The 19,393-nt window shown below is 54.9% G+C and carries 16 protein-coding genes and 1 pseudogene; 5 read left to right on the forward strand and 12 right to left on the reverse strand.

The window, feature by feature from the left end:
- The first annotated feature begins 104 nt into the window (after positions 1–104).
- On the forward strand, positions 105–1,493 hold the full coding sequence (gene aspA / locus BLQ17_RS13480; protein ID WP_092223706.1) for an aspartate ammonia-lyase: 1,389 nt from the start codon (positions 105–107) through the stop codon (positions 1,491–1,493).
- 270 nt (positions 1,494–1,763) lie between these two features.
- Here aspA and BLQ17_RS13485 read toward each other — a convergent pair whose 3' ends face one another.
- The 12 genes from BLQ17_RS13485 to BLQ17_RS13540 form a co-directional block, all read right to left on the reverse strand.
- Positions 1,764–2,474: an aspartate/glutamate racemase family protein gene (locus tag BLQ17_RS13485; protein ID WP_092223708.1), complete on the reverse strand. Its 711-nt coding sequence runs from the start codon at positions 2,472–2,474 to the stop codon at positions 1,764–1,766.
- 118 nt (positions 2,475–2,592) lie between these two features.
- A complete protein-coding gene (locus BLQ17_RS13490; protein ID WP_092223710.1) occupies positions 2,593–3,084 on the reverse strand; it encodes a (2Fe-2S)-binding protein in 492 nt (163 codons plus the stop codon).
- Complete coding sequence (locus BLQ17_RS13495) at positions 3,081–3,980, reverse strand: FAD binding domain-containing protein (protein WP_092223712.1); 900 nt, start codon at positions 3,978–3,980, stop codon at positions 3,081–3,083. Before BLQ17_RS13495 ends, BLQ17_RS13490 begins: the two co-directional genes overlap by 4 nt.
- A gap of 15 nt (positions 3,981–3,995) precedes the next feature.
- Positions 3,996–6,344 carry a xanthine dehydrogenase family protein molybdopterin-binding subunit gene (locus tag BLQ17_RS13500; protein WP_092223714.1) on the reverse strand — a complete coding sequence of 783 codons (2,349 nt, stop codon included), beginning with the start codon at positions 6,342–6,344 and terminating at the stop codon, positions 3,996–3,998.
- 43 nt (positions 6,345–6,387) lie between these two features.
- The gene (locus BLQ17_RS13505; RefSeq protein ID WP_092223716.1) at positions 6,388–6,957 is read right to left on the reverse strand and encodes a helix-turn-helix domain-containing protein; all 570 of its coding nucleotides are present in this window, start codon (positions 6,955–6,957) and stop codon (positions 6,388–6,390) included.
- 19 nt (positions 6,958–6,976) lie between these two features.
- Positions 6,977–7,774 carry a selenium-dependent molybdenum cofactor biosynthesis protein YqeB gene (yqeB, locus tag BLQ17_RS13510; protein ID WP_092223718.1) on the reverse strand — a complete coding sequence of 266 codons (798 nt, stop codon included), beginning with the start codon at positions 7,772–7,774 and terminating at the stop codon, positions 6,977–6,979.
- Between the two features lie 6 nt (positions 7,775–7,780).
- A complete protein-coding gene (locus tag BLQ17_RS13515) occupies positions 7,781–8,818 on the reverse strand; it encodes a molybdopterin-binding protein (RefSeq protein ID WP_176761230.1) in 1,038 nt (345 codons plus the stop codon).
- Between the two features lie 75 nt (positions 8,819–8,893).
- Complete coding sequence (locus BLQ17_RS13520) at positions 8,894–10,306, reverse strand: amidohydrolase family protein (protein WP_092223722.1); 1,413 nt, start codon at positions 10,304–10,306, stop codon at positions 8,894–8,896.
- A 62-nt stretch (positions 10,307–10,368) separates the two neighbouring features.
- Positions 10,369–11,763 (reverse strand): amidohydrolase family protein, encoded by a 1,395-nt coding sequence (locus BLQ17_RS13525; RefSeq protein WP_092223724.1) that lies wholly within the window; start codon positions 11,761–11,763, stop codon positions 10,369–10,371.
- 79 nt (positions 11,764–11,842) lie between these two features.
- On the reverse strand, positions 11,843–14,134 hold the full coding sequence (locus BLQ17_RS13530) for a xanthine dehydrogenase family protein molybdopterin-binding subunit (RefSeq protein WP_092223726.1): 2,292 nt from the start codon (positions 14,132–14,134) through the stop codon (positions 11,843–11,845).
- A 2-nt stretch (positions 14,135–14,136) separates the two neighbouring features.
- Entirely contained in the window at positions 14,137–14,616 is a 480-nt protein-coding gene (locus tag BLQ17_RS13535; protein WP_092223728.1) for a (2Fe-2S)-binding protein, read from the reverse strand.
- Complete coding sequence (locus BLQ17_RS13540) at positions 14,613–15,482, reverse strand: FAD binding domain-containing protein (RefSeq protein WP_092223729.1); 870 nt, start codon at positions 15,480–15,482, stop codon at positions 14,613–14,615. Before BLQ17_RS13540 ends, BLQ17_RS13535 begins: the two co-directional genes overlap by 4 nt.
- Positions 15,483–16,431: 949 nt before the next feature.
- Here BLQ17_RS13540 and cuyB point away from each other — a divergent pair.
- The 4 genes and pseudogenes from cuyB to BLQ17_RS13560 all read left to right on the forward strand — a co-directional run bounded on the left by cuyB (position 16,432) and on the right by BLQ17_RS13560 (position 19,372).
- A complete protein-coding gene (gene cuyB / locus BLQ17_RS13545; RefSeq protein ID WP_092223731.1) occupies positions 16,432–17,157 on the forward strand; it encodes a cysteate racemase in 726 nt (241 codons plus the stop codon).
- Between the two features lie 65 nt (positions 17,158–17,222).
- Positions 17,223–18,248, forward strand: a complete 1,026-nt coding sequence (locus BLQ17_RS13550) for an XdhC family aldehyde oxidoreductase maturation factor (protein ID WP_092223733.1) — start codon at positions 17,223–17,225, stop codon at positions 18,246–18,248.
- Between the two features lie 63 nt (positions 18,249–18,311).
- The gene (locus BLQ17_RS13555) at positions 18,312–18,491 is read left to right on the forward strand and encodes a hypothetical protein (protein ID WP_092223735.1); all 180 of its coding nucleotides are present in this window, start codon (positions 18,312–18,314) and stop codon (positions 18,489–18,491) included.
- A 15-nt stretch (positions 18,492–18,506) separates the two neighbouring features.
- Positions 18,507–19,372, forward strand: a pseudogene (locus BLQ17_RS13560) (agmatinase).
- The last annotated feature ends 21 nt before the right edge of the window (positions 19,373–19,393 follow it).

Genomic DNA, 19,393 nt, shown 5'->3' on the forward strand with positions numbered 1-19,393 from the left:
AAGAAAAGCGGGGGCGCTTATTTTTTTGGTGATATCAAAACAGGTGGAGGCGTCCACTCTGCCCCTCCACCCCTTCATGAAAATATCTATTTTACCGGTTGCCAATGAAACAGACAGTTAGAATTGAACACGATTTTCTTGGAGAAAAAGAGATCCCCGACAACTGCTACTATGGGATCCAGACCAGGCGCGCCGTGGAAAATTTCCGTATAACCGGAATCCGTATATCCGCCTTTCCCGAACTGATAGTTGCTCTTGCCTGCGTGAAAAAGGCAGCGGCTATGGTCAACGCAGAGCTTGGCCAGTTTCCCGATACCATCGCCACGGCTATTATCAAGGCCTGCGACGAAATCATTGACGGCAAGCTGCTCGACCAGTTTGTCGTCGATATTATGCAGGGCGGGGCCGGGACTTCAACCAACATGAATGCCAACGAGGTGATCGCCAACCGGGCTCTGGAATTAATGGGACACCGCAAAGGGGAATACGGGATTGTCCATCCCAACAATCATGTCAACTGCTCGCAATCAACCAACGACGTGTATCCGACCGCGCTGCGGGTGGCTATTTACAGGAAGCTTGAGCAGCTGCAAGGTCCGCTGAACAAGCTGCAGGCTTCTTTCCAGGCCAAGGCGGAGGAATTCAGTGATGTGCTGAAAATGGGCAGGACCCAGCTGCAGGATGCAGTTCCCATGACCCTTGGCCAGGAGTTCTCGGCCTACTCAACCACCATTGGAGAGGAAATAAAACTTATAGGCCAGACCAAAAAACTTGTCCGGGAAATAAACCTGGGGGCAACGGCGATAGGGACCGGTATAAATTCGCCTGACAAGTACAAGGAGTTTGTGGCGAAGCGGTTTGCGGAGGTGACGGGGGTCCCCGTGCTCACTTCCGCAAACCTTGTGGAGGCAACCTGGGATACCGGCGCCTATGTCCAGACTTCAAGCGTGCTCAAGAGAATTGCGTTGAAGCTCTCGAAGATATCGAGCGATTTGCGACTGCTCTCTTCAGGTCCCAGGGCCGGTTTGAACGAAATCAACCTGCCGCGGATGCAGCCCGGTTCCTCCATCATGCCCGGCAAGGTCAACCCGGTGATTCCTGAGGTTGTCAACCAGGTCGCCTATAAAGTTATCGGCAACGACCTTACCATAACCATGGCTTCGGAAAACGGACAACTGGAGCTTAACGTCATGGAGCCTGTCATTGCATCGAGCCTGTTTGAGTCGATGAACATGATAATCGCCGCCTGCGATGTCCTCAGGATTTCCTGTATTGACGGAATTACCGCCAATCGGGACCATTGCCTGCACCTGGTTGAAAACAGTATCGGTATTGTCACTGCGCTAACCCCCGTTATCGGGTATGAGAATGGTTCAACAATTGCCAGGGAAGCGCTGGCAACCGGCAAGTCGGTCTATGAGGTGGCCGTTGAACACAACCTGCTGTCAAGGAAGCAGCTCGACGAGCTGATGTCGATCAAGAATATGGTTTAACAGCGGCAAACGTAAAAGAGAGGGAGAGTGCCGGCTGGGCTCCGGCACTTTTTCAGCCACAAGCTCCATCACTGTTGGCGATCATGGTGAGTTGCTCCGGAAAAAATCGTGTATACTGGTCTTTTCAAGTGGTTGTAGTTCATTATATTGCACACTTTCGTTGTCCGCCGTCATCGGGGGAAGGTGTGCTGTTATGGCAACCGGGGGTTGTATACCCGGTGATTGCTGACGTCACCTTTGCGGGTCGCCTGCTGTTATCGGTTGCAAACGTTACACTCTGTACAGTTTCGCAGGTGGCATGGCAAAGTGGCCGGTTTTACTTTGTCCAAGCCTCAGTGCAACAAAGGATTCGGCAAACTTCAAGGCGACCGTGCAGGGGTCGATCACTACGACCCCGTATTGTTTTTCTATCTGTTCGGTGTACCCCGTCATCCCGGCACATCCCAGGACGATCACCTCGGCACCATCTTCTTCGACCGCTGATCCCACTACATCAAGAAGGGTGTTGATTGTCAGGTCGGAATCCGACTCCGATTGTGCTACTGACAGATCGAGACTTCTCACCGACGCAAGCCGGTGTTGGCAGACCAGGTCCAGGGCCTGGCGGATTCGTGTCGGAACTCTTCTTTTTACCGGGGTGATGACGGTAAATTTCGCACCCAGCATTGCCGCGGCATGGATGCTTGCCTCACCGATGCCGATCACGGGGATTGTTGCCAGTTCTTTGGCGCCATCAAGGCCAGGGTCTGAAAAACAGGCGATTACCACAGCGTCAAATCCGTCCTGCTGAGCCCCTGCTACAAGCTTGAGCATTTCCGGAACGGCATAGGCCTCGTCAACAGCGCATTCGATAGTTTCGGGGCCCCTGGCCGGGCAGACTACCTTGAGTTCGGTGGCCGGAGATTTCACCTTGACCAGTTCCTCCCTGATATGACTGGTCATGCCAGAGGAGGTGTTGGGGTTGATGACGCAGATTTTCATTGTTCTTGCACTCCTGGTGTTATACCCGGCACGGTCGGCAGGGGGTGATTGTTTGCCGCTGTTTTGTTGTAATGGGTCATGAAAACAGCCCAGAGGTTACCGGTGGATTCCGCCGATATCAGGGCTTTGACCGGCAGCAGAGTCCGCTGTCGGCAGCGTCCTGTATCGCCTTGACAATACTGGTATAGCCGGTGCAGCGACAGATATTGCCTCTTATGGCATCGCGTATTTCGTCTTCGGTCGGCTTCGGGTTTCTGATCAGAAGGTCTTTGGCGACCAGGATCATTCCCGGAGTGCAGAATCCGCACTGGATCGCAGCCTGTTCCACAAACGCTTCCTGGATCGGATCGAGCTTGCCTGGTTCCGGGGCAACCCCTTCAATGGTTACGATCTCGGCACCCTGGACCGCCTTGGCGAGGGTGATACAGGCGAGAACCGGCTCTCCGTTGACGAGTACGGTGCAGGCGCCGCATTCCCCGGTGCCGCAGCCGTACTTCGTGCCGGTCATGCCAATGGTGTCGTGGATAACGTTGCTGAGCAGTTCGTTGTCTTCGACGACCACGTCGTACTGTTCTCTGTTAATGGTTAGGGTAATGAGTTCTTTTTTCACGATGCATCTCCTTTGGCTCTGTCCCACGCTACCTGAAAAACATCCATAAATAGTACCTTCGCGACTTTGCGTCGATATTCTGCGGTGGATCGGATGTCGTCGATCGGCCGTATCGCTTCAGAAACAGCAACGCCCGCCCGCCGTATCAGGTCGCTTTCAGGGTCACTGATCAGTTGGCCGGAAAGAATCCCGCCCGGTTCATCGATCAGCAGGGCGGTAGGTGCGCAGGAGCCGACTGCCACTTTGCAGCTTTCGCACACGTCCCCGTTTCTTTTGATGGAGATTGCGATATTTATTTTAGCGATATCGGCGCCGACCCGTTCCATTTTTCTAAAGCTTGAGCCCACGCCTTCAGCCGGCAGGGGGATATTGACCGAATAGACGATTTCGTCCCGCCCGATTGCGGTCTTGCCGGGGCCCAGGATAAAGTCTTCCAGCGCTACTTGCCGTTCGCCGTCTCCTGACTTGAGGGTGAGGGTGGTGCCAAGGGTCAGCAGCGGCGGAACCGAATCCGCAGCGGGCGACGCCGTGCAGATGTTGCCCGCAATGGTGGCCATGTTGAGAATCTGCAGTTTGCCTATGGACGAAACCCCTTCATGGAGTGCAAGGATGCTTTTAATTTCCCTGCAGGCTGCCGCGACTTTCTTGAGTTTTGTCGCGGCGCCGATTCTCATGACCCCGTCCTTGATTTCAATAAAGTCGAGTTCATCTATTTTCATGGTGCTGACAAGGCGTTTGGGACAGTGACGGCCTTCCTTCATCATGACCAGGATATCGGTGCCGCCGGCTATAAGCCTGTCGTCGCCGCCGGGCTCGTTCAGCAGGCCGAACAGTTCTGTGAGGGTTGCGGGCTGGCAGAAGTCGAACTCATTGGTGATTATTCGTGAATTATGCATTGTGTATGAACCTTTTTAATTATTAAACCCCGCTTCTTCGAGACGTTTCAAAACCTTTTCCGGAGTCATCGGCGCATCGTTAATCCTGATGCCGATCGCGTTTTGCACAGCGTTGGCAACCGCGCCGGCGGTGGCATTGTTGGCTGCCTCTCCCACTCCCTTGGCCCCGAACGGTCCGCTGGGTTCGTAGGTGTTGGCAAAGAATACCTGCAGGTCGTCGACCATGGGCATCTCCTTGGCGGTATACATCTTGTAATCGGTAAAACCGCCATTGCAGGTCATCCGTCCAGTTTCGGGATCGTAGTCGGTGTCCTCAAGCAGGGCCAGTGCGATGCCCCGGCAGAGTCCGCCTTCGAGCTGGCCGGCAGTAAGCTTGGGGTTCATGACTGTTCCGGCATCAACCGCGGCGACGGCCCTGGTGGTGCGAATTTCTCCGGTCCAGGTGTCAACTTCCACCTCGATAAAATTGGTGACGAAACAGGGCGGGCAGTTTGTCTGCCTGTGACTGGCAACACCGATGGCGGTTCCCCAGCCTTTGAGCTGCGCGGTCTTGGCCGCTTCGCCGACGGTAATTCTCTTGTCGGTACCTTCAAGATAGATAAGGCCGTGTCCGCTTTCCGGATCCGGCGCAATCATCAAAGCCTCTGGATTCACGTCGAGCAGTTTGGCGGCAATCTCCAGAATTGACTTCCTGGCAGTGGTTGCCGCCCGCAGGGCCGCCGCTCCGCCACAGTATATGCCTCTTGTCGCATGGGTACAGACGTCGTATCCGGTGGTCGCGGTATCGGAAGGCGACACGCCCACCAGCTCGACAGCTATGCCGAGCTCCTCGCCGACGATCTTGGCGATCGCATCGAGGGTGCCGCCGCCGTGACACATAAGAGCTGTGGAAACGTCGGCGGAGCCGTCTTCGTTGATCTTGACCATGGCGGTGGAGTAATCGATAACCTCACCGGGTTGCGGGGCACCCGTTCCAGAGGTGTGGAATCCTCGGCCGACGCCTATCCCCCTGCGGTATCTGCCGGTTTTATCTTCGGGCCTGCCGCGTTCGTTCCAACCGATCATCTCGCGTCCCTTAACCAGCATCTCCTCGACCCCGCAGCTGCGGATAATGGAACGGACGGTGGGACCCTGGCCCCAGAAAGTCTGGCCCATGCCCACGTAGTTCTTCATACGCAGTTCAATGGGGTCCATCCCCAGTTTTTCGGCGATGATGTCCATCAGCGATTCGACCGCGAACGTAACCTGAGGGTTGCCGTATCCCTGCATCGCACATGCCGGGGTTTTATTGGTGTATACTCCGGTTCCGGCAAAACGAAGGGCGGGCATTCTGTACAGGGACACGAACCAGCCCGCCATGCAGCCGAGCAGCGGATAGACCTGGATGTTGTGAGCCCCCGCGTCGACCAGGGTTTCCAGCTGGCCCGCTGTAATCATGCCGTCCCTGGTGACGCCGTATTTGAGCTTTATACGGGATGGATACTTGCAATGGTTGTACATATCCTCTTCCCTGGTAAGGACTAGCTTTACCGGTTTGCCAGCTTTTCTGGCCAGGGCCACGCAGATTGCTATCGGGGTGTTCATCTGGATGCTGGAGCCGAAAGCACCCCCTATGGTCACCCGGTGGACGTTAACTTTACTGAGCGGTATGCTGAAGATACGGCCGAGCAGCTGTCTGGTGTTATGGATGGACTGGGTGGTAGGCCAGACCGTTATTCCTCCGTCGGCCTCCGGTTTGCAGACCACTCCCTTGGTCTCCATCTGGCCGTGATAAACGCGGCCGGTTGCAAACGACTCTTCGACAATCAGGTCAGCTTTGGCAAACCCCTCTGCGAGGTCGCCCTCTTCTATGATCCTCTGGCAGGCAATATTATTTTTGATCGGCAGGACCGCATCGCCGAGCATAACCTCCGGGTAGAGGGCGGGAGCTCCCTCCTTCAGCGCCTCTTCGGGGTCGAAAAGTCCGGGCAGCAATTCGTACTCTACTTTGACCGCCGCCAGAGCTTTTTCCGCGAGTGATTCGGTAGGGGCCGCCACCGCCATGACACCTTCACCCACGTGGCGGACGATGTCCGGCAGAACAGTTCTGTCCCGGTATGTTTTTTCGGGGATACTGACTTGGCGCTCGTTGTAGACGGTTTTAGGCACCTCGTCGTAAGTGATGCAAACCGCGCCCATGGCTTCGGCCCCGGAGGTGTCCACCGACACTATTCTGGCATGGGGGTGTGGAGAGCGCAAGACTCTGCCGTACAGCATGCCGGGCAGGATAACGTCGGAGGAAAATATCTCTGCACCGGTTGCCTTGGCGTAACCGTCCTTTTTCTGGGTGTCTCGACCAACACTGAAGAATTTTTTTTCTGACATACTGGCTCCATTTCAAGTAAAATCGATACTCCCCCGGGCCGGTCTACCAGACCGGAGGGGAGAAGACAAACAGCAGTTGTGCCGTCTCGTCCGTAAGGTTTTTCCATTTATGGGGCAAGTCTCCATCAAAATAGAGAGTGTCCCCTTCTTTCAAAACTATCTTTTCTCCGTCGACCACAAACTCCATCTTCCCCTTGAGGACCAGGACAAACTCCTCGCTGTTCGGGGCATGCTGCAGCTGGCTGTCGATACTGGAGCTTCCGCCCGGCTCGACCGTGGTCAAAAGCGGCTGCATTTTTTTCTTGGAGACTTCCATGGTAAGAGGCTGGGAGCTGATCAACCCGGTCGGGTACTGCAGGGTCTGCCTTTTTTCCAGAGGGAGGTGGTAGCTTGTCTTGGCGTCGCTTTCGGTCTCCTTCAAAAGACTGGCGACACTGGTGTTCAGCTCGCTTGCCAGGGTTCCGAGAACCGCAAGCGATGGGGAGGAAAGTCCGTTTTCGATCTGTGAAAGATACGATTTGGAACAACCCGCTGCCTGGGCAAGCCCATCCAGGGTCAGGTTGTTTGCCAGCCTGTATTTTTTTATCTGTGCCCCAAGAGTTTTTCCGTTCATAAGAAGTCCCTTATAGAGTCTATATGTTGAATTTAGCCATAACCGCCTCAAGTACTGCACCGCCCAGACCGAGGCTTTTGTCCGATACCAGGGCGATATCGACGTTGTCTCTGGGCTCGATATCGCCAATCTTCAGATACTCCCCGACAGTTATCCCGTCACGTATCAACCCTCTTACGATACCGCTTGTGGAGGCTTTGACGGCAACTTTGCCGACGTGTCCGACAGTTTCTCCAGCCTTAACACTGTCGCCGATAGTAAGAGCTTCAAGGAATAGTCCGCCCGCCGGTGCACGGAGCACCCGGTCCCGGTCAATCCCCATCACCTTGCCGGGAACGCCGGTGTTCTTCTCGGCGCTTCCCCGGTAGAGAAGTCTGCCGCCATTGGGACCGCGGTTGGTTTCCACCACCACGTCCACATCCTCACCGGCAACAAAACCGGGTCCCAGACCGATAACCAAGTCGGCTTCATCGATACGGGTCCCGAGATTTTTTTTGGCGAGGATTGCGTCAATCACTACCTGCGGTTTTCTTCTGGCGATGGTTGTCCACTCCGGATCGACGACTACCGGAATCTTTTTGCCTGCAAGAGCCGTGTCCATCTCCTGGTCGTTTGTTGTCAGGATTGCTTCAATCCCATCCACCGTGGTCCGAGAGTCATACACGGCTTCACAGAAACAGACGGTCCGCCTTACAGCCAGCGGATTGGCAATCTCAAGCATGGAGATATTCCTGAATCCCGCCCGATATAGTCGCCAGGCAATACCCGAGGCCATTTCTCCGGCCCCTTTTATGATTATGGATAAATTGTTCAACATGACACTTTACCTTCCGAAACTGCAGTTCGGGAAAACACAGGTCGGGCAGTTAAGACAGAGCCCGCCGTGCCCCAGGGAATAGATCTCTTGGGCTGAGATCTTCTCACCCGCAAGTATTCGGGGAAATACCAGATCAAAGAGGGTCACGTGGCTGTGAAAAACACAGGCCGGAAGACCAAGGACGGTTACGCCTTCAAGATCGGCCATCAGGAACATCGCTCCCGGGAGTACCGGGGTGCCGTAAAGCTCGATGGTGGCCCCCGCCTTGCGGACACCCTGCCTTGTGACGTCGTCGGGGTCGATGGACAATCCGCCGGTGATCACGACAAGTTCCGCCCCCCCGGCCTTGGCCGCGGTTATCTTTTCGGCAATGATGTCGGCGTGGTCGGCTGCGTACTCCTTTGAAATCAGTTCGGCGCTGTATTCACGAAGCTTGGCCCCTACATGTTCGTCAAATCGGTCTTCGATTTTGCCGGCGACTATTTCGCTTCCGGTGACAATTGCCGCAACCTTCATGTTCCTGTACGGCAGAATCGAGATCACCGGTCCTGAATCCTGCAAAATTTCCTGGACGTAATTTAGCCGTAACGTCTTGATGGTCAAAGGAATTATTCGCGTGGCGGCAACTTTTTGACCTTTTGCTACGGGGATTGTCGATTTTCTTGTCGCCAAGCAGATATCGCCGAGACTGTTTATCTTCATCAGGGTGTCGATATCGATCTTGAGTATGCCGGACATCTCCGCGAAAATGTCCGATTTCCCTTCAGCGGGGGGCGACCAGCTCAACCCTTCCCCGCACGCCGCTTCACAGATTCTCACCGCACCATCGTCTTCATGGATGGTGTCTTCATCCAGGTCCAGGTCGTAGAGGTTGTACTTGCCGCAGCTTTCAAGAACAGGGATATCCTCTTTTTTTACCACATGACCCCGTTTGAAGATCGGTGTTTTGGACTGTCCGGGGATAACCTGGGTAATATCGTGGGCCAGTACGGTGCCCACGGATTGGTAAACACTTATTGTCCGGTATTGGTTTTCGTTACACACTGTTTCATCCTCTCCGCTTGGCCGCATGTTTGGTGAAAATCGCAAAACATGCGGGGTGGTTTCAGGCTGCCTGTATTAACGCAGGGTGCAGAACGGAGTCGCCTGGCTGTCTACCACCAGGGATCTCAGTCCTTTTGATTCCACGTTTTTTTGTCCCGCAGGACTGGTGATCATGGTTGATCCTCTTTCAAAGACCCTGCCGCGGTACATCACCGTTTTGCCGCAGCAAAAGGTCATGACGGGACGCAACGATTTCAGGTCCACCACGGTGATGTCAGCGTCTGCGCCGATGCCGAGGTGACCCTTGTCGCCAAGCCCCAGGATCCTGGCGGGATGATATGACGCCTTGAGCGCGAAATCGTCGATGGTCATCGCCTCAAGCCTAACCAGGGCAAGGCCTTTTTCCACGGTAACATTTCTTGGAATACCGCCTCCGTCGGTGCTGATACAGTCGACCACGAAGGAAGAGTCCTCCCGTCTGGCGGTCGCCAGCCTCAGCCTTGGCATCTCCGGGTTAACGGCGAAACTGATGGTGGTATCGGTGTTCCTGGCACGCCAGTAATCGACGGCACTTTGTCCTGTGCTGAGGATAACCACGCCTCCCACCTCGCGGTTTACCTGGGCCCAGCCGTCCCTGATGGCTTGTTCCAGCCCCTGCTCGCTGGTCTCGTACCGCCTCGCCTCAAGACACATTACGGTAACCTGGCTCTGCACCATGCCGTTTTTGCATTCTCCGCTGGTGCCGTTTACCGGCGACAGGTAGCTTTCGCTGACGATGTTGGGATTTTCCTTGAGCTTGCTGATGGCTTGTTCCGCTTCGTTCTGGCAGTCACGGACACGGCCCCTGCAATAGCTGTTGATGTGGGCCAGGTGAATGTTTCTGTTGGCGGTTATGTCGATTGCCTCCATGAATCCGCCAATATCAGATCTGGTCTCCAGGGTCCCGGCGTGAAACGCGAGGTATGCGCCGTTGTCAATCGCCACGTCTATGGCTGCTGCGGTCGCTTCCGGGGTAAGGGGGTAATGGCCGCCCAGGATCTTGAAGCCGATCGCCCCCGCCTTCAGGTTGGCTGCCAACAGATCTTCGAGCTGTGCTTTTGACGGATCGGTGTCGGCAACGGTGTCGCCCGGCCGTACATAGTTGATGCAGGCGATATTCAGGCCGCATCCGTAATCCCTCGCTATATCAAGTACGCTGTCGATCGGGCCGGACATGTCCAGGGCTGTGGTGACCCCGGCAAGCGCCATCATCTTGTGGGCGAACCGTCCCCCCAGCCACGCCGAGGCGTGCATGTGAAGATCGACGACTCCGGGAAGGACGTTGAGGCCGGTTACGTCGACCCTGTCTCTTGCCAGTTCTGCGCTGATGGTTGGTGCGATTTCAGCGACTTTACCGTCCTTGACGGCGAGGTCGAAGCGTCCATAGAGGTGGTTCGCCGGGTCGTTTATGGTTCCGTTTTGTAAAACCAGGTCGTATGTGTAACTCATGGTCGATTCCCTGATCTCCTTGTTTTAACGAGTTGATTTTTAGTTGAAGGCGTCAGCGGTACTTATGGCGTCTTTGCGGTTTTCCCAGCTATAAACATTCCTTGCGGTCCGGCTTCCCCGTCAATTACCGGAACTCCTTTTGTGGCCACCGTCCGGCCTCGGAGCAGTACCAGGTCCGGCGGCGCTGTGACGGTCATTTTTTCATAGAGGCTGTAGTCGATCTTGAGCTCGGGGTGGGTAGCGGCGAGCTCTCTGCTTCCGGCAAGGTCGAAAATTGCGATGTCGGCATCGGCGCCTTTGGCGATTACGCCCTTTCGAGGGTAGAGCCCAAAGATCTTTGCCGGTTTCTCACAGAGTTGTTCCACCGTTCTGATCAGGGTCGTCCTGCCTTCCATAACGCCTTTTTTGAGCATCAGCGGTACCAGACACTCCATTCCCGGTACCCCGTTTGGCGCACTGAAGACCTTGTCCCATTGCGGCATTTTTTGGGTCGAATGGGATGCCGCGTGGTCGGAGGCGACCACATCGATCAACCCTTCCGCCACAGCCTGCCACAACGATTCCTGATCCTCTCTCTGCCTAAGCGGAGGGGACATCTTGGCAATGCTGCCCATCTCGGTGAATACCCGTTCGTTCAGCAGGAGGTAGTGGGGGCAGGTCTCGGTGTAGAATTTCTGGCCGTTCCACTTTCTAAACAGCCGCACGACGTCAAGGGCCTTGGCGGTACTCAGGTGCGGCAGGTAGGTGTCGCATCCTGCAGTCCGGGCAAGGCTTAAAAACCTGAAAACAGCTTCCGCTTCACTGAGTTCGGGATGGGAGGCGCCGTAGTACTTCGGGTGTTGCTGGTTCCTGCTGCTGAAATATCGTTCCATATAGTCGATCAGCGCACCGTTTTCGGCATGGGCGGCAAGGAGTCCACCGTGGTCCGCGATGACGCTCATGATTTTCAGCAGCTGCTCGTCTTCAACCATCATGCCCCTTTTTCGGTAGGCCATGAAGACTTTGAACGAGACGATTCCCATTTCGATCATTGCGGGAATGGATTGGTCGCAGTCCTCGACATCGCCTGCCAGAAGTGTGCAGTGGAGGCTGAAATCGATAAGGCTCGTCTCGTTTCCCTCCTGGATGAAGTCCTTCATCGCTTGGTCAAGCTTCTTGTCTACGCCCCAGGCCTTCACCGAGCCGACGTAGGGGATGAGGGTGGTGATTCCTTCGGACGCGGCAGCTCTTGACAGGGTGTCGATCCTGTCGAGATAAACCGAATGGAGGTGGGCGTCGATTATTCCGGGCAGTACGTATTTGCCTTTCGCGTCTATGATCTGTCCTGTCCGGAACGGGGCAGAAGGATCCGTCACCGCTGATATCCGGTCACCGGTTATAAGCACCGTTGCAGGAGAAATTCTGCCGTCAGCGACGACCAGTCCGCCGGTTATGGCCTTGTCCGCTTGATGTGTCATTGCTGTTTTCGGGTTTTCCTGATTGTTTGTTGTTTTTCTCCTCCCGGCCTGACCATCTGCGTCCGGCCGGGGGTCTTCTTTAACTTTCCAGGGCCTTCAGGATCGCTTCCGGAGTTGCCGGCAGATCGTTAATCGATTTGCCGATTGCGTCGCAGACCGCGTTGACAAAGGCCGGGGCTGAAGGTACACTCGAGGGCTCGCCGAGTCCTTTGGCGCCAAAAGGGCCGAGGCCTCCGCCCGACTCGATCATGTCGGTCTCAATCTCCGGCACGTCCATTGAGGTCGGGATCAGGTAGGTTGCAAAATCCGGGTTGAGGGTCTTGCCCCTGTCGTACTGAATTCCCTCCATCGCTCCATAACCGAGTCCGTAGACTGCTCCGCCCTCGATCTGCCCTTCGGCGCTGAGTTTGTTAACTGCCTGGCCGGCATCGTAGCAGGCGACGTATTTTAAGATTTCGGCTCTGCCGGTATCGGTGTCAACAGCCACCTCAATTGCGTGGGAGCCGAACGTAAAGTCGGCAAATACCTGACCCTGGCCGGAGGTGAAGTCCATGAACTCACGCGCCGGGGCGTTGAACTGGGCGAGGTTGAAAAGCTCGACTCCGTCGGAGGCGCAGAGTTTGACCAGCTGCTCAAGTTCCATATTTCTCTCAGGAGCTGATTCAACGACCAGTTGGTGGTTGACAAGGTCAAGCTCTGCAACCGGAACTGCCAGGTGTTTCGATGCTTTGTCAAGCAGGTTATCCCGTATCGCCTTGGCCGCTTTGAGCGTGGCGTTTCCTGACATGTAGAGCATCCGGGTGGCGGTGGTGGTGCCGGCAAGGGGGGTGAGGGAGGTGTCGCCGAAAAATACGGTAACATCTTCCATATCGACCCCGAGCACCTCCGCTGCTATGGAAGCCAGGGAAGAGGTCTGGCCGCAGCCGATATCCTGTACCCCGCACCGGACCACGACGCTGCCGTCGAGTTCGATGGACACGTAGGATCGGGAGGTATCATGAAGAAATGTCATGCGACCGTAGCTCATCATGGAGGATGCCATGCCCTGACCAATGACTATGTTCGGCTTGTCGGATACGGTTTTTTCACCCAGCATCTCCATAACCTTGATGCCGGTAGCCTCGGTCTCTACCGCATTTTCGAGGATTCGCCCGGTAGCCATGGCGTCACCCTGGTGCAGGTAGTTCCTGCGGCGAAATTCCAGAGGGTCCATGCCAATCGCTCTGGCTGCCTCATCCATTTGCCGTTCGTAGCCAAAACATACCTGTGCTCCGCCAAAACCGCGGTTGGCGCTGGCAAAGGTGTTGTTGGTAAGGACCGTTCTGCTGTCGACCTTCACCGTTTCGACATCATAGGGGCCGACTGCCTTGACCGTGGAGTAGAGGAGAATCCACGGGCTGAGGTAGACATAGGCGCCGGCATCCGATAGGATGTCGACCTGCTGGGCGACAAGCTTGCCGTCTTTTGTGACACCCGTCTTGTAGTGCATTTTGTACGCATGGCGTTTGCCGTGGCAGATAAGGGATTCCTCCCTGGTCCAGACCATGGAGCAGGGCCTTCCCGTTTTGTAGACAACCAGTGCCAGATAGGTTTCAACGGTGATATCTTCCTTGCCGCCGAAACCGCCGCCCACCATCGGGGCGATTACGCGAACCTTGTTCTGCGGCAGCCCAAGTACCTCGGCAATACCCCTGAAATGCTCAATAACCTGGGTAGATGCGCGGATGGTGATGATGCCGTCCTCTCCCATCCAGGCGGTGCCGCACTCGGTTTCCATATAGGCGTGGTCGACCTGGGGGACGGTGAAGGTGTTTTCGACGATCACGTCCGCCCTGGAAAAACCGTCGGTTACGTCACCCTTGCGGATCTTGTATTGACAGACCAGGTTGGACTCGTCTTCACCAACAAGATAGGCCCCCGGTTTCAGCGCTTCGGCGGGATCATAAACGCCTTCGAGCTTTTCGTACTCAACTTTGATAAGCTTGAGTGCTTCGTCGCATATCTCAGGGGTTTCGGCGGCCACAATGGCCACCGCTTCACCGTAAAAACGGACCTTCTTGTCGGCGAGTACCCGATAAAGTCCTTCAAACCCGCCAACGGTATGGGTCTGGCCAAACTTGGTGACGGTTTCGTTGTGCGGTACATCTTTTGCGGTAAGAACCGCCTCAACACCCTCGAGCGCTTCCGCTGCACTGGTGTCGATGGCAATGAGCCTGGCCGCGGCGTGAGCGCTTCTGAGCGCCTTTACGTGCAGCATTCCAGGGATTTCATGGTCACCTGCATAGCTGGTGTTGCCGAGGACTTTCTCCCAGGCGTCATGGCGCGGCATGGGTTTGCCAACGATGCGAAATTTTTTATCTTTGTAGGACATGCTCACTCTCCCTGGCTATGATTTTTCTTTGCGGCATTTGCAACAGCGTCGATAATCTTCTGGTACCCGGTACAGCGGCAAAGATTGCCGGAGAGGCCTTCCCTGATTTCGGTCCTGGTCGGGTCGGGATTCTCATTAAGAAATGCGGTTGCGGATATAACCATGCCTGCGGTGCAGTAGCCGCATTGGATTGCGCCGCTGTTGACAAACGACTCCTGCACGGCTGATGGGGCCTCGGCTGTGCCTAACCCTTTAACGGTTACTATCTCAGATCCGTCGGCGGCTGGTGCAAGAACCAGGCAGCTGTTGACCGCCTTGCCGTCCATGAGAACGGTACAGGCGCCGCAGTCACCGTCGCTGCATCCGTCTTTTACTTCTTTTGCCTTGGCGTTGTTGCGAAGGGCGCTGAGGAGCGACTGGGTCGGAGCCACTGCTAACGTCTTCTTCTTCCCGTTGAGTGTTATTGTAATGTTTATGCTCATTTCACTCCTCCTTGTGCGAAAGCGTCAGTGAGTGCCCTGGCCAGGATATTGGCCGCAACATGGCGGCGATAGTCCGCTGAGCCGCGTATGTCGCTGATAGGCGAAATATCCTGTTGTACTGCCGTTGCACATGCAGTTATGAATTGGTCACTGAAAATGGTTCCCCGTGCAGCCGTTTCAACGGAGGCGGCCCGTAAAGGAACAGGGCCTACAGCACCGAAAGCTACGGCGATATCATCACACCTGTCGCCGTCTTTCTTGAGAATCATGGACATGTTCGCCACTGAGATCGCCGCCCCGTTTCGCTGACCCACCTTGGCAAATCTCGTCCAGGCGGCCGGGCCAGGGGGGGGGAAGCTGAATCCGGTGATGATCTCGTTTTCCTTCCTGGCGGTCTTCTTGTAATCGAGAAAAAAACCTGCCAGGGGAATCTGCCGGGTGGTGCCGTCTGTGGCGAGAAGGTGCACGTCGGCATTCAGGGTCAGCAGTACCGGCGCAGTGTCCGCACTTGGCGAGGCGTTTGCTATATTGCCGCCGATGGTTGCGCGGCTCCTGGTGAGCGGAGAGCCGACACTTTTTGCGCCGCTGGCAAGAACGGGGCACTGGTTGATTATGAGCTCATTGGAGACGAGCTCGGCCATGGTGACCGCAGCGCCAATTGAAATGCGATTGTTCTCTTCTTTAATTTCTCTTAATTCCGTAACTTTTGAGATGTCGAGCAGAGCGACCGGGTATTTCACGCCGCGCCTGGCGGCCGGGATAAAATCAGTTGTTCCGGCTACAGTCTGAAATCCTTTCGGCAGTTGGCTGAACAGGGTGGTTAGTTCGCTGTAAGACCGAGGATTAAAGTATTTTACTTCACTCACTTTGCTTCTCCTTTTGAGATGGTCGTGATCTTTGTCGCTCTGGGGTGGTGTCGGCCAAAGCTCTCGTCGTGATTTAGAATCCTGAGTGGTTGCTCTCTGTTTCCTGTCGTTGAACCTATTAAGAATATTTTATGTTCATTTTAGATGAACAACTGTGTGACCCTGAGTATGAAACTACTATACCTGAAAGTACGCTGTGAGTGAACAAAAAACTGACGTAAAAACATTTTTTCTTTTTTTGGAAAAAATGTTCTGTGTAAACAATATGTTGCGTGTTTGTCTGTTTGGGGGGTGAGGCTGCCGATGGCTCCTTCGAAGGTGCTGGAGGGTGGTGTGAGGAGGGGTTTGGAGAGTCGTGTTGCGTTTAAAAAGTTTGTTAATTGTGAACATATTTTTTGTGGGTATGATTGTGTTTTTTAGATGTGTGTATGTTGGTGGTGAACAATGGTGGGTTGGCGAGTGAAGCAGGGAGGGTGGTGTCGGCTGTTTATTGCCGGTGATTGCTGTAATGTATTGAAAATACGCTGTTATTTGTTCCTTGTGGAGAGAGGAGGTTTGGTGCGGGCAGTTTTAAACGGGAGATTTTATGAAGGGTAAGTTCTCTGGTGGAGAACATTAACTGTTGGCTGTGTTCACTATATATAAATGTCTGTCGTGTGGGTTTTGTTCTTGATGTTGTCTTCGGGTAAGTTTTCTGCTGATTTATGTATTTGTATGAAATATGTGTAAAATCCGTGATTTAAGCTGGTTTATCTGTTGGCTTTGTGGTAGTGGAAGTGGGGTCGTGCTGAGTTGTTATGCCGTTTTTGTAAAATGTTGCGTAAATGGGGTGTTTACTATATGTGTACTTTTTATTTGACAGACCAACGTCCGGTATGTACTATTTGTGAACTCTGAAGTGTGCCCCTGTTTCCTGTATGTTGTACCGCAGTCTTGAGGAAGATGAAAAATGCAACAGGAACCGATGAAGACAATCGGAGTGCTTGGCGGAATGGGGCCGATGGCCACCGTTAACCTTGCACAGGCGATTGTTGAAAACACTCTGGCACGATGCGACCAGGATCACCCTCCGGTGATAATAGACTCGAACACCAGAATAGCCGACCGCACCGCTTTTCTGCTCGGCCTGTCTACGCAAGATCCAAGGCCGGAAATTCTGGCGGCGGCTGCCAGGCTTGAAAACGCAGGTGTCGCCTGTATGGTGATGCCGTGCAACACCGCCCATGCTTTTTATCCGGATATCGTGGCCGCAACTAGGGCGGAGGTCATTCACATGATTGAGGAGACGGCAAAATGGATTGCAACCACTTTTCCCACCCAGAAAAAGATAGGCGTTCTTGCCACCCAGGGTACCTATAGGGCAGACGTCTACGGCAGGGGGTTGGCTAAGTTCGGGCTGATTCAGATCGTTCCCGACCAGCGCGGCCAGGAAGAAGTTACCAGGCTGATTTACGACGGCATTAAGGCTAACAACCTGGCCTATGATTACACGGGATATGACCAGGCGGTTGCCAGGTTCAGGGCAGAGCACAACCTCGAGGTGGTGATCCTTGGCTGTACCGAGCTGTCGGTGGCGCAGCGGTTGCATCCGCTGGGTGGGACATTCGTTGATCCGCTGAGGGTTATTGCCCGGGTATTGATAGAAAAAGCAGGAGGCCGGGTGACAAGCTGGTAGCGGCTGTTCGTCCATCTGACGAGAAGTGGGTTGGGCTGGGGGTAAATTGAAAATCAGGGGGCGCAATGCGGAACTTGCTGGACACCATTGTCGGTGTCCTGAAAAATGGTGAAGAGTTAATAGTTGTTGGCATCACCCGGAGCAGCGGGTCGGCACCGAGAACTTCAGGTGCCCGCATGGTGGTACTCGCAGACGGGACTATCAGGGGGACGGTCGGCGGCGGTATCCTGGAGGGTAGGTGTATCGAGGAGTCGATCAGGTTGTTCGGTTCTTCCTCAACCCATAAGGAGATCGACTTCTCGCTGGATGCAGAGACAATTGCCGGCGAGGGCATGATTTGCGGCGGTGCCGTTTCGGTGCTCCTTCATCGGATAGGTGAAGAGCAGCTGGATATGTTTGAGCAACTGCTCACCCTCTGCAGAACCGGTATGCGGCCGCTCCTGCTTACACTGCTGCCAGGCAAGGCAAGTGCCTGTCCGCAGCTGATTATTGCCGACCGTGACAATCTGCAACCGTTTGGTTCGGGATTTTATGAGTTCCTCATGGAAAAAACGGGCCGGGCGCCCTATCTGGTGGTGGCAGACGGGGTTGAACTCTTCGTTGAGCCATTAGTCTCCCCAGGTGTTGTGCATCTCATCGGGGCCGGACATGTCTCTTTTGCCGCTGCCAAAATTGCCGCTTTTACCGGTTTTGAAGTGGTGGTGGTCGATGACCGGTCGGAATTTGCCAGCCACAACAGATTTCCCGAAGCCCACCAGGTCAGGGTGGTGGACTCCTTTGATTCCTGCTTTGACAGGCTGACCGCAGACGATTACGTGGTAATCGTCACCAGGGGTCATCTTCATGACAAGGAGGTGCTTGCCCAGGCCCTTGGCACCGATGCCGGGTATATTGGCATGATCGGCAGCAGAAAAAAACGCGATATGATTTACGATGCACTGCGGGACCAAGGGGTTTCCGAGGCCAGTCTTGCCAGGGTATACAGCCCTATAGGCTTGTCCATAGGTGCCGACACGCCAAACGAGATCGCCCTGAGTATAGTTGGCGAACTGGTGAAGGTACGGGCTGAAGGGGGCATGAAAAAAATATAGATTGTCAACGAGTTGCAAGACGCCTTGTCCTTGTCAGGCTCATGGAGCCGCCAGGCAGTTCTGGTGGCGAAAAACACTCTCCGTCTCCTGCTGCACCATGTTACGTTGCAGCAGGAGAAGACGCGAAAGGTATTCTTGCACATAACCGACGCATGGACGCATGGTATCCGTGCCGCCGTCCACCTTGAGCGGACCATGGATTCGGGTAAAGATGCGGGTGTGGCGGTGACCGGAAGAACCTGACAGGTGGATGACATTATGATAAAAGAGTTCAACCAGCCCCTTGGCGGCAACGCTATGGCGAGAGCCGGCGGTCCGGCAACGATGATGAGGCTGCCGGTGCAAAAAAATGTTTCGGGCCTTGATGCCTGTTTTGTTGGTCCCCTCCCCCTGGACATAGGATCTTCCAACCGTGTAGGCTCCAGGGATGCGCCACGGCAGATCAGAGCTGAATCCAGTATGATAAGGCCGTACAATATGGGGACCGGAGCGGCGCCTTTTGATTCGATCCAGGTGGCGGGTATCGGCGATGTAGCTGTAACTACCTTCAACTTAACGAAAAATATCGATATCATCGAACGGTTCTTCGATGACATCCTCGGTCACGATTGCATTCCTCTGACCCCGGGCGGAGACCATACGGTTACTCTGCCGATCTTGCGGGCAATGGCCACAAAGCTCGGTCCAGTCGGTCTGGTGCATGTCGACGCCCATACCGATATCAATGACGAGATGTTTAGTGAGAAAATCGCCCACGGAACCGTGTTCAGAAGAGCGGTCGAGGAGGAGCTCATTGATTCCAGCCGGGAGGTCCAGATCGGAGTACGCGGTAGCGGATATGCCGCAGACGATTTTGACTGGGGGGTGAAATCAGGGGTTCCGGGTGGTGCAGGCCGAGCAGTGCTGGCACAAATCCCTGACGCCGATGATGGAGGAGGTGCGGCGGGCTGACTACTATCCAGGCCCTGGAGATTGTGCGCGGTTGCCGGGGGCTTGATATTGTAGGCGGAGATCTGGTCGAGGTCTCTCCGCCGTATGATGCCAGCGGTAACATCTCCCTGGTCGGGGCCAATATCCTGTTTGAAATGCTCTGTGTGTTGCCCGGCGTGAAGTATCAGGGATAGGTCCGGGCAGCGGCAGGCAGC

Source organism: Desulforhopalus singaporensis, assembly GCF_900104445.1.
Classification (GTDB): Bacteria; Desulfobacterota; Desulfobulbia; order Desulfobulbales; family Desulfocapsaceae; genus Desulforhopalus_A; species Desulforhopalus_A singaporensis.